This window comes from Ruegeria sp. CDSB029, assembly GCF_059611125.1.
Genome location: NZ_JBXWOX010000006.1, coordinates 82,770 through 97,582, shown reverse-complemented (window position 1 = coordinate 97,582; position 14,813 = coordinate 82,770). Strand labels below are relative to the sequence as shown.

General features: G+C 57.9%; 10 protein-coding genes. 9 read left to right on the top strand and 1 reads right to left on the bottom strand.

What is annotated here, in order from left to right; all coding sequences use genetic code 11:
* Window positions 1-42: 42 nt before the first annotated feature.
* Window positions 43-3,543: a DNA polymerase III subunit alpha gene (dnaE, locus tag AC2FI8_RS09145; protein WP_496778631.1), complete on the bottom strand. Its 3,501-nt coding sequence runs from the start codon at window positions 3,541-3,543 to the stop codon at window positions 43-45.
* Between dnaE and AC2FI8_RS09140 the strand changes: the two genes are divergently transcribed.
* The 9 genes from AC2FI8_RS09140 (at window position 3,542) to AC2FI8_RS09100 (ending at window position 14,786) form a co-directional block, all read left to right on the top strand.
* Window positions 3,542-3,685, top strand: a complete 144-nt coding sequence (locus AC2FI8_RS09140; RefSeq protein WP_496778629.1) for a hypothetical protein — start codon at window positions 3,542-3,544, stop codon at window positions 3,683-3,685. The genes dnaE and AC2FI8_RS09140 overlap by 2 nt on opposite strands.
* Window positions 3,686-3,887: 202 nt before the next feature.
* Window positions 3,888-5,249 carry a xanthine dehydrogenase small subunit gene (gene xdhA / locus AC2FI8_RS09135; protein WP_496778627.1) on the top strand — a complete coding sequence of 454 codons (1,362 nt, stop codon included), beginning with the start codon at window positions 3,888-3,890 and terminating at the stop codon, window positions 5,247-5,249.
* Entirely contained in the window at window positions 5,246-7,648 is a 2,403-nt protein-coding gene (gene xdhB, locus AC2FI8_RS09130) for a xanthine dehydrogenase molybdopterin binding subunit (protein ID WP_496778625.1), read from the top strand. The genes xdhA and xdhB overlap by 4 nt, the downstream gene beginning before the upstream one ends.
* Window positions 7,648-8,583, top strand: coding sequence for a xanthine dehydrogenase accessory protein XdhC (xdhC, locus tag AC2FI8_RS09125; RefSeq protein ID WP_496778623.1), 936 nt, complete (start codon window positions 7,648-7,650; stop codon window positions 8,581-8,583). The genes xdhB and xdhC overlap by 1 nt, the downstream gene beginning before the upstream one ends.
* The gene (locus AC2FI8_RS09120) at window positions 8,580-10,097 is read left to right on the top strand and encodes an ABC transporter ATP-binding protein (RefSeq protein ID WP_496770368.1); all 1,518 of its coding nucleotides are present in this window, start codon (window positions 8,580-8,582) and stop codon (window positions 10,095-10,097) included. The genes xdhC and AC2FI8_RS09120 overlap by 4 nt, the downstream gene beginning before the upstream one ends.
* 39 nt (window positions 10,098-10,136) lie before the next feature.
* Window positions 10,137-11,219 carry an ABC transporter permease gene (locus AC2FI8_RS09115; RefSeq protein WP_496725549.1) on the top strand — a complete coding sequence of 361 codons (1,083 nt, stop codon included), beginning with the start codon at window positions 10,137-10,139 and terminating at the stop codon, window positions 11,217-11,219.
* Window positions 11,220-11,222: 3 nt separating this feature from the next.
* On the top strand, window positions 11,223-12,143 hold the full coding sequence (locus tag AC2FI8_RS09110; RefSeq protein ID WP_496725548.1) for an ABC transporter permease: 921 nt from the start codon (window positions 11,223-11,225) through the stop codon (window positions 12,141-12,143).
* Between the two features lie 35 nt (window positions 12,144-12,178).
* The gene (locus AC2FI8_RS09105; RefSeq protein WP_496725547.1) at window positions 12,179-13,252 is read left to right on the top strand and encodes a BMP family ABC transporter substrate-binding protein; all 1,074 of its coding nucleotides are present in this window, start codon (window positions 12,179-12,181) and stop codon (window positions 13,250-13,252) included.
* A gap of 166 nt (window positions 13,253-13,418) precedes the next feature.
* Window positions 13,419-14,786: an MFS transporter gene (locus tag AC2FI8_RS09100; RefSeq protein ID WP_496778621.1), complete on the top strand. Its 1,368-nt coding sequence runs from the start codon at window positions 13,419-13,421 to the stop codon at window positions 14,784-14,786.
* Window positions 14,787-14,813: the final 27 nt, after the last annotated feature.

Sequence of the window (14,813 nt, the reverse complement as noted above, 5' to 3'; positions counted from 1 at the left end):
GTCAGCCTAGCGGGGTGCTAACTGTCTGGCAACAAAGAGAGGTCAGATCTCTTCGACGGACAGAATACCTTCCAGCGATTTTATCGCGCCTTTGATCTGCGGGTTGATCGGAAACTCAGCGCCGAGGTCCATTTCGACATCACCTGGCAGGCTTGGGTCCAGTAACAACAATTGGATCGGACCGCGCGCCGCGCCTTTGGCGGCAGTTGCGGCATCCTCAAGGACCTTTGCTACGGTTGGCACCGCTTGCGCTGCGTCAACAAAGATACGCAGGCCCGTCGCCCCGGCTTCTGCCACAACGGAATCCGCCGGGCCTACCGAGCGCCCCAGCAGCTTGAGTTGGTCAGCTTCCATCGTCGCCTCGACGGTCAGCACCACCTGTGCTCCGGTTTCCAGATACTCGCGTGACTTTTCGAGCGTTTCTGAAAACAGCGTTACTTCATATGCACCTGTCGGGTCGGACAACTGGGCAAAGGCGAACCGGTTGCCGCGTGCGGACTTTCGCTCTTGCCGTCCGGCAACAACTCCGGCCATTTTAGCGATCAAAGGGCCCGAACGCGCCTTTTCGGTCACTTCGTCCAACGTCAGAACCTGCTTACGCCTTAACGCGGGCATGTAGTCATCCAACGGGTGGCCTGACAAATAGAAACCAATAGCCTTAAATTCTTCGCTCAAACGTTCCGCCGGCAGCCAGTCTGGCGAAGGCGACAGGCGCGGTTCGGGCAGATCGTCTCCGGCTTCACCAAACAACGACACCTGGTTCGAGTTCTTCTGGTCATGGATTGCCGCCGAATATTGCACCAACGGATCGAGACTTTCGAACACGCGACGGCGGTTTTTGTCGAGCTGATCGAAGGCCCCTGCCCGCGCCATCATCTCCAGCGGGCGCTTGCCGACCCTCTTCAGATCAACCTTGCGGGCAAAGTCGAACAGGTTCACGAACGGCTTGCTTTCGCGCCCCGCGACCACAAGGTTCATCGCCTCGACGCCCACGTTCTTTAGTGCCCCCAATGCATAGACAAGATGGCCGTCGACCACATCGAAAGTCGACAGCGAGCGGTTTACGCAAGGCGGCACATAAGGCAATTCCAGCCCTTTGCGCACCTCCTCGAAGTATACAGCCAGCTTGTCGGTCAGGTGGATATCGCAATTCATGACACCGGCCATAAACTCGACCGGGTGGTTCGCCTTCAGCCAGCCTGTCTGGTAACTGACCACGGCATAGGCGGCTGCGTGGGATTTGTTGAAGCCGTAGTTGGCGAATTTTTCCAGCAAGTCGAAGACTTCGCTGGCCTTCTTGGCATCGACTCCATTCTCGCCCGCACCCTTTTCGAATTTCGGGCGCTCGGCATCCATCGCTTCTTTAATTTTCTTACCCATCGCGCGGCGCAGCAGGTCGGCACCACCAAGGCTGTACCCAGCCATAACCTGCGCGATCTGCATCACCTGTTCCTGATAGACGATGATGCCCTGGGTTTCCTCAAGGATATGGTCGATCAAGGGGTGTACGGATTCAATCTTGCGAAGCCCGTTCTTCACCTCGCAATAGGTCGGGATGTTCTCCATCGGACCGGGACGATAGAGCGCCACTAGGGCAACAATATCTTCGATACAGGTCGGCTTCATGCGCTTGAGCGCATCCATCATGCCCGAGGATTCCACCTGAAACACCGCTACCGTCTTGGCCGCGGAATAGAGTTTGTACGTTGCCTCATCATCCAGAGGGATGGCGTTGATCTGGTTCTCGGCCCCGTCGGCAGGCTCATAAAGCTCGGTTCCGTCGGCGGCGACGTGCAATGGACGGTTGGATTTGAAGATCAGATCCATCGCATTCTGGATCACAGTTAGCGTCTTCAGACCAAGAAAGTCGAACTTTACCAGCCCGGCCTGTTCCACCCATTTCATGTTGAACTGAGTGGCCGGCATGTCGGATCGCGGGTCCTGATACAGCGGCACAAGCGCGTCCAATGGACGATCCCCGATCACCACGCCTGCCGCGTGGGTCGAAGCGTTTCGCAGCAACCCCTCGACCTGCTGACCGTAAGTCAGCAGGCGGTCCACAACCTCCTCGTTACGCGCCTCTTCCCGTAGCCGGGGTTCGTCCTTCAACGCCTTTTCGATGGAAACGGGTTTGACGCCTTCCACCGGGATCATCTTGGACAGGCGATCCACCTGCCCGTATGGCATCTGCAGCACGCGACCAATATCCCGCACCGCAGCTTTCGACAGTAACGCGCCAAAGGTGATGATCTGCCCCACCTTGTCGCGACCGTATTTCTGCTGCACGTAACGGATCACCTCTTCCCGGCGATCCATGCAGAAGTCGATATCGAAGTCCGGCATCGAAACCCGTTCCGGGTTCAGGAACCGTTCGAAAAGCAGCGAATAGCGCAGCGGATCAAGGTCAGTAATCGTTAGCGCATAGGCCACCAGAGACCCCGCGCCCGAGCCACGACCTGGCCCCACCGGGATATCCTGATCCTTGGACCACTGAATAAAATCGGCAACAATCAGGAAGTAACCGGGGAATCCCATGCCTTCGATGATATCGAGTTCGAAGTCCAAGCGTTCCTGATATTCCTGTGGCGTTACCGCGTGCGGGATCACTGCCAGACGTTTTTGCAAACCATCATTCGCAATACGACGCAGTTCGGCAACCTCGTCATCAGCGAATTTCGGCAGGATCGGATCGCGGCGATAGGCCATGAACGCACAGCGTTTGGCAATCTCGACCGTATTCTCAATGGCCTCGGGCAAGTCGGCGAACAAGGTCGCCATCTCCTGCTGCGACTTGAAATAGTGCTGCGCGGTCAGGCGGCGGCGGCCTTCTTGCTGATCGACATAGGCCCCCTCCGAGATGCAAATCAGCGCATCGTGCGCTTCGTACATATCTGTGGTCGGGAAATAGACGTCATTGGTGGCGACTAGAGGAAGGTTTTTGGCATAGGCCATTTCCACATGGCCACGCTCGGTCAGACGTTCTGCCTCTGGCTGACCACCCTCACCCGGATGACGCTGGAGTTCGATATAGAGGCGATCGGGGAACATCGCTGACAACCGGTCCACCAAGGCCTCAGCTGCGGGGCGTTGACCCTGCTGCAACAACATCCCAACCGGTCCATCCGGCCCACCGGACAGGCAGATCAACCCGTCAGATCGTTCCGCAAGCTCTTCCAGAGTCACCTGCGGCAACTGCCCACCCTTGTCGACGTAAAGACACGAGCTGAGCTTCATCAGGTTCTCATACCCGACCTCGGACTGGGCAAGCAAAACCACCGGTGCGGGTGTTTTGGGCTTTTCGCCCGGTTGCGCCTGCACATAGGTCAGATCAACCTGACAACCCATGATCGGCTGCACACCGGCCCCGCTGGCGGTGACCGAAAATTCCAAAGCCGAGAACATGCTGTTGGTGTCCGTCACAGCGACGGCGGGCATCTCCATCTTCTCGCACAGACCCGGCAGCTTTTTCAGCCGCACGGCGCCTTCCAGAAGGGAATATTCGGTGTGAACACGAAGGTGAATGAATCGAGGAGTACTGCTCATGACCGCCACGCTATCCCAGCCGCGCGCCCAGCAAAAGCAGGAACCTTGGCTTTGGATTGCCAAAAAGATGGGCTTTGATTATTCGGCTTTTCCAGAAGGTGCTTCGGAGCCCGGCAGTAGCCAAAGACAAAAAACGCTTTAGTTTCAATCCAGTGATCTCTAAACGAAGATAACAATCATGCAGCGTCGGTGCTCAATGGTGTATCACATAGGTAGTTTTTCTTGCCAGACAACCTGCGCTGTTTCTAACATCAGATGGCAAGCTATCCGCCCGCTACTCTTTCTACGTCGCATCGAAGGGGGGCACGCAAGGGCGCAACCGGGTAAGGCGACGGGTTTCTCGAATGAATATCACGTTTCTTCTGAACGGAGAGACAGTGGAACTGGCGGATGTCGATCCGACAGCGACCCTGCTGGATTGGCTGCGTGAGGATCGCGGCCTGACCGGCACCAAGGAAGGCTGCAACGAAGGCGATTGCGGGGCATGCACTGTCATGGTGACGGATGAAAGTGGCCACAAGGCGCTGAATTCCTGCATCCTGTTTCTGCCTCAACTGCACGGAAAAGCGGTTCGCACGGTCGAAGGTGCCAGTGGCCCCAACGGCGAGGCGCACCCAGCCCAGCAGGCGATGGTTGATCTGCACGGCTCGCAATGTGGCTTCTGCACCCCCGGTTTCGTTATGTCGATGGTGGCAAGTCATGCAAATGGCGCGACGGATCACGACACCCAGCTTGCTGGCAACCTGTGCCGATGCACCGGCTACGCGCCGATCATTCGCGCCGCCAAGGCTGCCGAAGAAGTTCCCGTGCCGGTTTGGGTGAAAGACAAGCCAGTCGCGACGCGGGTCACATCGCAGATGTTGCCGGATTCATCGGATGAATTGGCCAAAATCTATGCGGAACACCCGGACGCCACTCTGGTCGCCGGCGCGACGGACGTCGGGCTTTGGGTGACCAAGCAACTGCGAGACCTCGACCCAGTGATTTTTCTGAACCGCTGCGATGATCTGAAAGAGATCACGCTCACAGATGACGAGGTTCGGTTCGGCGCGATGGTCGATATGAACCGGATGGGCGAAGCACTGGCGGACCTGCACCCGTCTTACGCCGAGATGATCCGCCGTTACGCCAGCGTTCAGGTGCGGCACGCGGCCACCGTGGGCGGAAATATCGCAAACGGCTCGCCCATCGGAGACAACCCGCCTGCACTGATCGCCCTGGGCGCAACGCTACATCTGCGCAAGGGCGACGAACGTCGCTCGGTCGCATTGGAGGATTTCTTTATCGACTACGGCAAACAAGACCGGACACCTGGCGAGTTTGTCGAATCCGTGAGCTTTCCGCGTCAGGCGGATCGTTTGAGGGCCTACAAACTCAGCAAACGGTTCGATCAGGATATCTCAGCCGTGTGTGGGTGTTTCAACATCACCGTATCGGACGGAATGGTTGCTGATGCGCGTATTGCCTTTGGTGGTATGGCCGGCACTCCAAAACGGGCTTCAAATGTCGAAGCCGCGCTGGTTGGCAAGCCATGGACGCATGAGACTGTTCGGTCCGCTATTCCGGCCTTCGATAGTGATTTCACCCCGATGACGGACATGCGCGCCTCGGCCAACTATCGGCTGCAGACCGCCAAAGCGATGCTCGAACGGTACTTCCTTGAGGATCAGGGCGAAGTGACAAATGTATTGGAGGTGTCCGCATGAGCGTGACCAAACCCCTCCCCCATGACGCGGCGCCACTACATGTCGCGGGAACCGCACGGTATGTGGATGACATTCCGACGCCTAAAGGGTCGTTGCATCTGGCCTTTGGAATTAGCCCGATAGCCAAGGGTAAGATAACCACGATGGACCTGTCGGCGGTGAAAGCAGCCGAAGGTGTCGTCATGGTTATGACAGCCGACGATCTGCCGTTTGCCAATGACGTCTCACCGTCGATCCATGATGAACCTCTGCTGTCTGATGGTAAGGTTCACTATATCGGGCAACCCGTTTTCCTCGTTATCGCGACCAGCCACCTTGCCGCGCGGAAAGCGGCGCGTTTGGGCCAGATCGATTATGCCGAAGAGACCCCGATCCTGACGGTTGAAGAGGCGCTTGCCGCGGACAGCCGGTTCGAGGACGGCCCGCGCATCTACGCCAAGGGCGATGCGGATGCGGCCATTGCGGGTTCGGCGCATGTGATCGAAGGTGGATTCGAGCTTGGCGGTCAGGAGCATTTCTATCTGGAAGGTCAGGCTGCACTGGCCGTGCCCAATGAGGGCGCGGATATGTTGGTGCATAGCTCGACCCAACACCCGACCGAGATTCAGCACAAAGTAGCGGACGCTCTGGGTGTTCCGATGCACGCGGTTCGCGTTGAAACGCGCCGTATGGGCGGCGGCTTTGGCGGCAAGGAAAGTCAGGGCAACGCTTTGGCTGTTTCCTGCGCTATCGCGGCACGTGCAACCGGCAAAGCCTGCAAGATGCGCTATGACCGCGATGATGACATGATCATAACCGGCAAGCGCCACGCGTTCCGGATTGCATATAAGGCCGGTTTTGATGAGAACGGCCACATCCAAGGCGTTTCCTTCCTGCATCATGCGATTTGTGGTTGGGCGCAGGATCTGTCCTTGCCGGTCGCGGACCGTGCGATGTTGCATTCGGACAATGCCTATCTGTTGCCGAATGCCCGGATCGAAAGCCACCGGCTGAAGACTAACACTCAATCCGCTACCGCCTATCGCGGGTTCGGCGGACCTCAGGGTATGGTCGGGATCGAACGCGTGATGGATCACGCCGCGTATGAACTGGGCATGGACCCGGTCGAGTTGCGTCGCCGGAACTATTATGAGGCAGCGCATGTTGTTGCGGATCCCGTGGTCGCTGAAAAGCCGCTGGGCCATCCTGACCCGCACGAAGACCTGACCAGCCGAGGTGCAGTGGAAATGGGCGACGCGCCAGTGCGTCCGTTGCCCGCAGGCGGCAATACCACGCCGTACGGGATGGAGGTCAGCGATTTCGAATTGCACGGCATGACCGCCAAGTTGCTACAATCCAGCGACTACACCGCACGCAAGGCTGCCATTGAGAAGTGGAACGCCGAGAACAGCGTGATCAAGAAAGGCATCGGCTTTTCTCCGGTTAAGTTCGGCATTTCGTTTACGTTGACCCACCTGAACCAGGCGGGCGCGTTGGTGCATGTGTATCAGGACGGCTCGGTCCACCTGAACCACGGCGGCACCGAGATGGGGCAAGGTCTTTTCCAAAAGGTCGCGCAAGTGGCCGCGTCCCGCTTTGGTATTCCGTTGGAGATGGTGAAAATCACCGCGACCGATACAGCCAAAGTGCCTAACACATCTGCCACGGCCGCGTCCTCGGGCAGTGACCTGAACGGCATGGCGGTCAAAGCGGCCTGCGACACGATCCGCGACCGGATGGCCGACTATCTGGCGCATCGACATCAGGCCGATCCCTCGACAGTGACGTTTTCGGATGGCTACGTCTCAGTTGGCGAAGAGCGCTATACATTCTCAGAAGCCGCTGCGCTGGTTTATCAGGGCCGGGTCAGCCTGTCTGCGACCGGGTTCTATAAGACACCCAAGATCGAATGGGACCGGATCAAAGGCCGGGGGCGTCCGTTCTTTTATTTCGCCTACGGCGCATCGATCACCGAAGTCGCGATCGATACACTGACCGGCGAGAACCGCATTTTGCGGACGGATATCCTGCATGATGCAGGCGCGTCGCTGAACCCGGCGCTGGATATTGGGCAGGTCGAAGGCGCATACGTACAGGGTGCCGGTTGGCTAACAACCGAAGAGCTGATTTGGGATGGCAAAGGGAACCTGCGCACGCATGCGCCGTCGACCTACAAGATCCCCGCTTGCTCGGACCGGCCTGACGTTTTCAATGTCGCGCTCTGGAGCGGTGAAAACCGCGAGGACACGATCTATCGTTCAAAAGCGGTCGGAGAGCCGCCGTTCATGCTGGGTATTTCCGCGTGGCTTGCCCTGTCGAATGCGGTGGCGGCGTGCGGTGACAACTACCCGGCACTGGATGCACCCGCCACGGCTGAAGAAGTCTGGAAGGGTGTCCAGCGGGTAAAGGGAGAGACCTGATGGGATTTGATCGAGAGGCTTTGAGGGAGGCGGTCAAAACCCACGGCAAGGTGACCCGGGTGGTTATCGCCGGGATCAAGGGGTCATCCCCCCGTGAAGTTGGCGCTGCAATGCTGGTTTGGGAGGACGGGCAGTCGGGCACAATCGGCGGCGGCACGTTGGAGTATCAGGCGTCTGAAGCAGCCCGATCCCAAGCAGCGCCCATGCGCCAAACGCACCACGCGCTCGGCCCGGATATGGGCCAGTGTTGTGGCGGTGCAGTAACTCTGCTGAGTGAAATCTATGACCTTGAGGCCGTCGACCGGCTGGATGATGCAGTCATTGCGCGCTCGGCTTCGGGCGGTGAGATGCCGCTTTCGGTCAAGCGACTGTTGTCGCAGGCCCGTGGTCAGGGCGTCGCGCCCGAACCGCAGCTGATTGACGACTGGATGGTCGAGCCCGTTCACGAACCCGCGCGCAATCTGTGGATATGGGGTGCTGGTCACGTTGGCCGGGCTCTGGTCGATGTCCTGTCACCGCTGCCCGATCTGTCGATCACCTGGGTCGATACCGGGCCTGAGCGTTTTCCCCAAGCGGTGCCCGCAGGCGTAACCGTCGTTCCAGCAACGAAACCGGCTGAACTGGTACGCCATGCGCCGCGCGATGCTGAACACCTTGTGCTGACTTATTCACACAATCTGGACCTGGAACTGTGCAACAGGTTGCTTTTGCACGATTTCCGCTTTGCGGGCCTGATTGGCTCGGCTACGAAATGGGCGCGGTTCCGATCCCGGCTGGCCGCTTTGGGACATGCGCCCGAGCGGATTGGCCGGATTACCTGCCCAATCGGAGATCCAGCCTTGGGCAAACACCCGCAGATGATCGCAGTTGGTGTCGCGGCGCAGATCCTGCGCCCTGCCCGGCAAAACGAAATAAAGAAGGACCTGAGCGCGTGACCACTCCACTTCTAAGCTTACAAGGGCTGACTAAAGCCTATCCCGGCGTCGTGGCCAATGATCAGGTGTCCTTTGACATCGGTGAGGGTGAGGTACACGCCTTGCTTGGCGAAAACGGCGCCGGCAAATCCACGTTGGTCAAAATGATCTACGGTTTGGTAAAGCCCGACAGCGGCACCATGCTGCTGCGCGGACAAGCCTTCGCGCCACCCGAACCCCGTGCCGCACGGGCGGACGGGATCGCGATGGTGTTCCAGCACTTCTCGTTGTTCGACGCATTGAACGTGGCCGAAAACATCGCCTTGGGGATGGAAAACCCGCCAGCCATGGGCGATCTGGCTGCGCGTATTCGCGAAGTTTCGGAAACTTACGGTCTGCCACTGGATCCTTATCGCACTGTCGGTGATCTGTCCGCGGGTGAGCGTCAGCGGGTCGAAATCATCCGTTGTCTGCTGCAGGACCCCAAGCTTCTGATCATGGACGAGCCGACATCGGTTCTGACACCCCAGGAAGTCGATATTCTGTTTGAAACGCTGAACAAATTACGGTCCGAGGGTACCTCGATCCTGTATATCTCGCACAAGTTGGAGGAAATCCGCACGCTGTGCGACCACGCCACGATCCTGCGTTTGGGTAAAAATGTCGGCGAATGCATTCCCGCTGAGACCTCAGCGCGCGACATGGCCGAGATGATGGTGGGTTCGACCCTGCAAACGCCCGAGCGTTCGGGGCGTGAGTTCGGTGAGGTCGCCCTGGATGTCAGCGGTTTGTCAGTTTCATCACCATCTGAATTCGGTACTGCGTTGAAGAATGTCCACATGACCGTCCGCAAGGGCGAGGTTCTGGGCGTTGGCGGTGTCGCTGGCAACGGACAGGACGAATTGCTGGGCGTTCTGTCAGGTGAAATCATCACAGCGCCCGACGCGATTAAGTTCAACGGCCAGCCAATCGGCAAGCTGGGACCGACCGCACGTCGCAAGCTGGGTGTTCTGACCGCTCCGGAAGAGCGGTTGGGACATGCGGCCGCCCCTGACATGAGCCTGACCGAAAACGCGTTGCTGACTGGTTCGGTCCGGGAAGGACTTGAGAACAACGGGTTTCTCAAATGGGCAGAAACCAAGAGCTTTGCGGAAAAGATCATTAGTGCTTTTGACGTCCGAACGCCCGGACCTGAAAACGCTGCGCGATCCTTGTCAGGCGGTAACCTGCAGAAATTCGTCATAGGACGCGAGGTCCTGCAAAACCCTGACGTGCTTGTTGTGAACCAACCAACATGGGGCGTGGATGCAGCCGCCGCGGCGTCCATTCGCCAAGCCATTCTGGATTTGGCGGCAAAAGGCACAGCGGTCATCTGCATATCTCAGGATCTGGATGAGCTGATGGAAATCTCGGACAGCTTTGCGGCGCTCAATGAAGGTCGGCTTAGCGCTCCGCGCACGACCACAGGTCTGACGGTCGACGAAATTGGCCTGATGATGGGCGGCGCGCATGGCATGGAGGTGGCCCATGTCTAAGACATATCAAAAAAGAAGTGAAAACAGGGGGATGAGCGGATGATTGTGTTGGAGAAACGGCCGCAGCCGTCCAAAGCGTGGTCTTACGCGACCCCTTTGGTGGCCGTGTTGGCAACCATGGTTTTCGGCGGCATCCTGTTCGCCATTCTGGGCAAGAACCCGATCCAAGCCATTGGCACCATCTTTTGGGAGCCTTTGTTCGGTGAATTCTCGTTCTACTATCGCCCGCAATTGCTGGTGAAAGGTGCTCCGCTAGTTCTGATCGCAATTGGTCTGTCTTTGGGTTTCCGTGCCGGCATTTGGAATATCGGAGCCGAAGGCCAATACATCATGGGCGCTATCTTTGGCGCAGGTACAGGTCTGGCCTTTTATCCGCTGGATGCCTGGTATGTCTTCCCGATCATGGTGATCGCCGGTGCATTTGGCGGTTGGATATGGGCAATGATTCCGGCCTTCCTGAAGGTGCGCTTTGGTACCAATGAAATCCTTGTCTCACTGATGCTGGTCTATGTGGCCGAGCAGTTTCTGGCCTCTGTTTCGCTGGGGTTGCTGAAAAACCCGGAGGGCCACGGTTTTCCCGGTTCACGCAATTTACAAGCTTACGACAGCGCACATAACGCCGAGCTGATCGCGGGATCGGGTATGCACTTGGGTGTTGTTGCGGCCTTTATTGCGGTAATCTTCGCCTATGTTCTGCTGAACCGACACATGCTGGGTTTTCACATTCGACTGACCGGAGAAGCACCCCGCGCGGCAAAGTTCGCCGGTGTGAACCCCGCACGGTTGATCCTGTTTTGCCTCGGTATGGCTGGTGCTTTGGCCGGATTGGCGGGCATGTTCGAAGTGTCCGGTCCCGCCGGCGTGGTCAGCATCGATTTCAATGTAGGATATGGTTTTACCGCGATCATCGTGGCCTTCTTGGGACGCTTGCATCCGCTGGGCATCTTGCTGGCCGGTGGCCTGATGGCACTGACCTATATCGGCGGCGAGATCGCTCAGTCTCAACTGGGCCTGCCTGCGGCCGCTATTCAGGTGTTTCAGGGAATGTTGCTGTTCTTCCTGCTCGCCTTCGACCTTTTGACCAACTACCGCATCCGTGCGGCCCGTAGCGAGGTAGCCTGAATCATGGACCTTTCAGCAATCAACCCAGTCCTTCTGGTGGCATCATTAATGGTCGCTGCAACCCCCTTGCTACTGGCCGCGATCGGAGAGCTGGTCGTCGAGAAAGCCGGTGTTCTTAACCTTGGCGTCGAAGGCATGATGATCGTCGGCGCAATCAGCGGATTTGCGATCTCGGTCGAGACAGGCTCACCCTGGCTGGGCTTCATTGCGGCTGCCATTGGTGGCGCGGTGCTGTCGCTGCTGTTTGTCCTCCTGACACAGGTCGCGCTTGCCAATCAGGTCGCCAGTGGCCTTGCCCTGACGCTGTTCGGCCTCGGTTTCAGCGCTCTGCTTGGGCAAAGTTATGTGGGTATCAAGCCGCCCAGCATGGGGGACATTCACATCCCTCTGATCAGCGACATACCGGTGATCGGCCCAATCCTGTTCCAGCATGACCCGATCCTGTATGTCGGTATTGCTCTGACCGCAGCCGTCTGGGCCACGTTGAAATACACTCGTGTCGGTCTGATCCTGCGCGCAGTGGGTGAAAACCACGACGCCGCACACGCCCTGGGCTACAAGGTTATCAAGATCCGTATCCTGGCGATCTTGTTCGGTGGCGCCTGCGCTGGCCTCGGTGGAGCCTATATCAGCCTGATCCGCGTTCCGCAGTGGACCGAGGGCATGACCGCCGGTGTTGGATGGATCGCTCTTGCGCTGGTGGTCTTTGCCAGCTGGAAACCATGGCGTGCATTGCTGGGTGCTTATTTGTTTGGCGGAATCACGGTGTTGCAGCTTAATCTGCAGGCAGCGGGCGTTGCCATCCCAGTCGAGTATCTGGCAATGTCGCCCTACATCATCACGATCCTTGTGCTTGTGATCCTTTCGGCCGACAAGAGCAGCGCACCTGCCTCACTGGGCCGGACCTTCCACGCCTCGCACTAGACGGGGCCAATTGAACCAACTTGGGGAGTAACCACATGAAATTCACTTCACTTCTTGCCAGCGCCGCGATGGTGCTGGGTCTGGCGACCGGCGCGGTCGCACAGGACAAAACAAAAGTAGGCTTTGTCTATGTCGGCCCGGTGGGCGACGGCGGCTGGACCTATGAACACGACAAAGGCCGTCTGGCGGTTGAGAAAGAATTCGGCGACAAAGTCGAGACCGTGTTTGTTGAATCCGTTCCCGAAGGCCCGGACGCGGAACGTGTGATGACCCAGATGGCACTGGAGGGTGCTGACCTGATCTTTACCACCTCGTTCGGGTATATGGACCCGACCATCAACGTGGCCAAGAAATTCCCGAATGTGAAGTTCGAGCACGCGACCGGCTACAAAACCGCCCCAAACGTGTCCGTCTATTCGGCCCGCTTCTACGAAGGCCGCGCCGTTCAGGGCCACATCGCGGGTAAAATGACCGAGTCGAACATCATCGGCTACATCGGGTCCTACCCGATCCCCGAAGTGATCCGCGGCATCAACTCGGCCTACATCCACGCCAAAAAGGTGAACCCGGATGTCGAGTTCAAGATCATCTGGGCCTACACTTGGTTCGACCCGGCGAAAGAGGCTGACGCTGCTTCCGTTCTGATCGAACAGGGCGCGGACGTGATCCTTCAACACACCGACTCGACGGCGCCGCAGGCAGCTGCGCAAGAGGCAGGCAACGTGATCACCTTCGGTCAGGCCTCGGACATGAGCGAATATGCCCCCAAGCCGCGCGTATCGTCGATCATCGACAACTGGGCGCCCTACTACATCGCACGCACCCAAGCGGTCATGGATGGGTCGTGGGAAACCGTGAACACATGGGACGGCATCAAGGAAGGCATGGTTGAGATCGGTGAGATCTCGGACGCCGTTCCAGCCGACATCAAAGAAGAAGCACTGGCGATGAAAGCCGCCATGGCCGCGGGTGAATACCACCCCTTCACCGGTCCGCTGAAAAAGCAGGACGGTAGCGACTGGCTGGCTGAAGGCGAAACCGCCGATGACGGCACGCTGGCCGGCATGAACTTCTATGTCGAAGGTTTGGAAGGCGAAATCCCGCAGTAAACCTTTACACGAACACGTTGAGGGGCTGGCCATTAGGCTGGCCCTTCTTCGTTTCTATGCGAGCACCTCGCCTAACCTTAACTAAATACTGTCTTGACGAGTGCCGGCACGACGGACCTGATGGGGTTAATGTTATACCTGTCTCAACACGAAACGTAAAAATCCCATGGAGATCAAAGCGCAAGACCACAGCCGCTGGTGGATACTCGGCGCAATGGGCGCCATCTTGGGTGTTATTCTGCTGGACGAAACGGTCGTCAGCGTCGCGCTTCCGACCATCCGGGATGAGCTTGGCCTGTCTCTGCTGGAAGCGCATTGGGTGGTGAATATCTATCTGCTGGTGTTGGCTTGTTTTGCGGGCGCAGCAGGACGATTGGGCGATGTTCTGGGCATTCGTGTTTTGCTCAGTGCGGGTTTATTGGTTTTCGGCTTATCCTCTGCGCTGGGAGGGTTTGCCGAAAGCGGATTTGAACTGCTAACAGCGCGCGCCGCACAGGGCATCGGTGCAGCACTGATTTTTCCGCTGTCGCTGGTGGTTCTGATCCAGTCTTTTGACGAAAAGGAACGCGGGCTGGCACTTGGTTTATATGGCGGGATCGGGACAGTGTTCCTGTCAATGGGTCCGCTGGTTGGAGGCGTTCTGACCGAATATCTGTCTTGGCGCTGGATCTTCTGGGTCAACCCCCCAATCGTGCTTGTGGTCGCTCTGGTCGCATGGGTTTTCTGGCGGGACCCGCCACACCAACGGGAGCGCGAGTTCGACCTGAAAGGGCTAATTCTACTGGTGACGGGGTTGGCGGCTATTGTGTTCGGTGTCATGGAGGGCCCGGACAGAGGCTGGGCACAGCCCGAAGTTCTTATGGCCCTGTCAGCGGGTCTTATTTTTTTGGTGTTATTTGTCCGCGTCGAACAGAGGGCAACATCGCCTCTGATTGCCATCTCCCTTTTTGCCGGCCCCGGGTTTGCTGCTTCAAACATGATCCTGTTCACCGCACAATTCGGCAAGATTACTCTGTTCGTGTTCGGCGCATCCTACTTTCAATCAAAGCTCGGGTTTTCACCGCTGACTGCTGGTGTCGCCCTGTTGCCGATTGCTTTTCCGCAGATTTTCATTGCCCCGATGGCGGGGAAAATTGCTGATAAATTTGGCTCTCGCGGCCCTTCTCTGACAGGTACAGCGCTGGGTGCGATTGCCATACTTATTGTCGCACTGGGAATGCATTTAGACGTCGCCGCGCTGATCTATGCTGGCTACTTCCTTTGGGGTTGTTGCGTGCCGTTTCTGTTTGTCCCCCCAAGGCGGGCCATCATGTCAACGGTACCACAAGCTCTGCACGGACAGGCAAGTGGCATCTCGATGACACTTCAGCTGCTGGGCGGTACGGTCGGGATGGCCCTGGGCAGTTCGGTTTTTGCCATAACCGGCTCGTTCACTCTGGTTTTCTGTTTTGTTGCGGCGTTCGCTGTCTGCGTTCTCGCGTTTGCTTACGCGTCCCTCGCCTTAGATAACAAACCCGGCCGCCCAGCGGTTTAAACCTCACACTGGCCGGATCTGAAATCA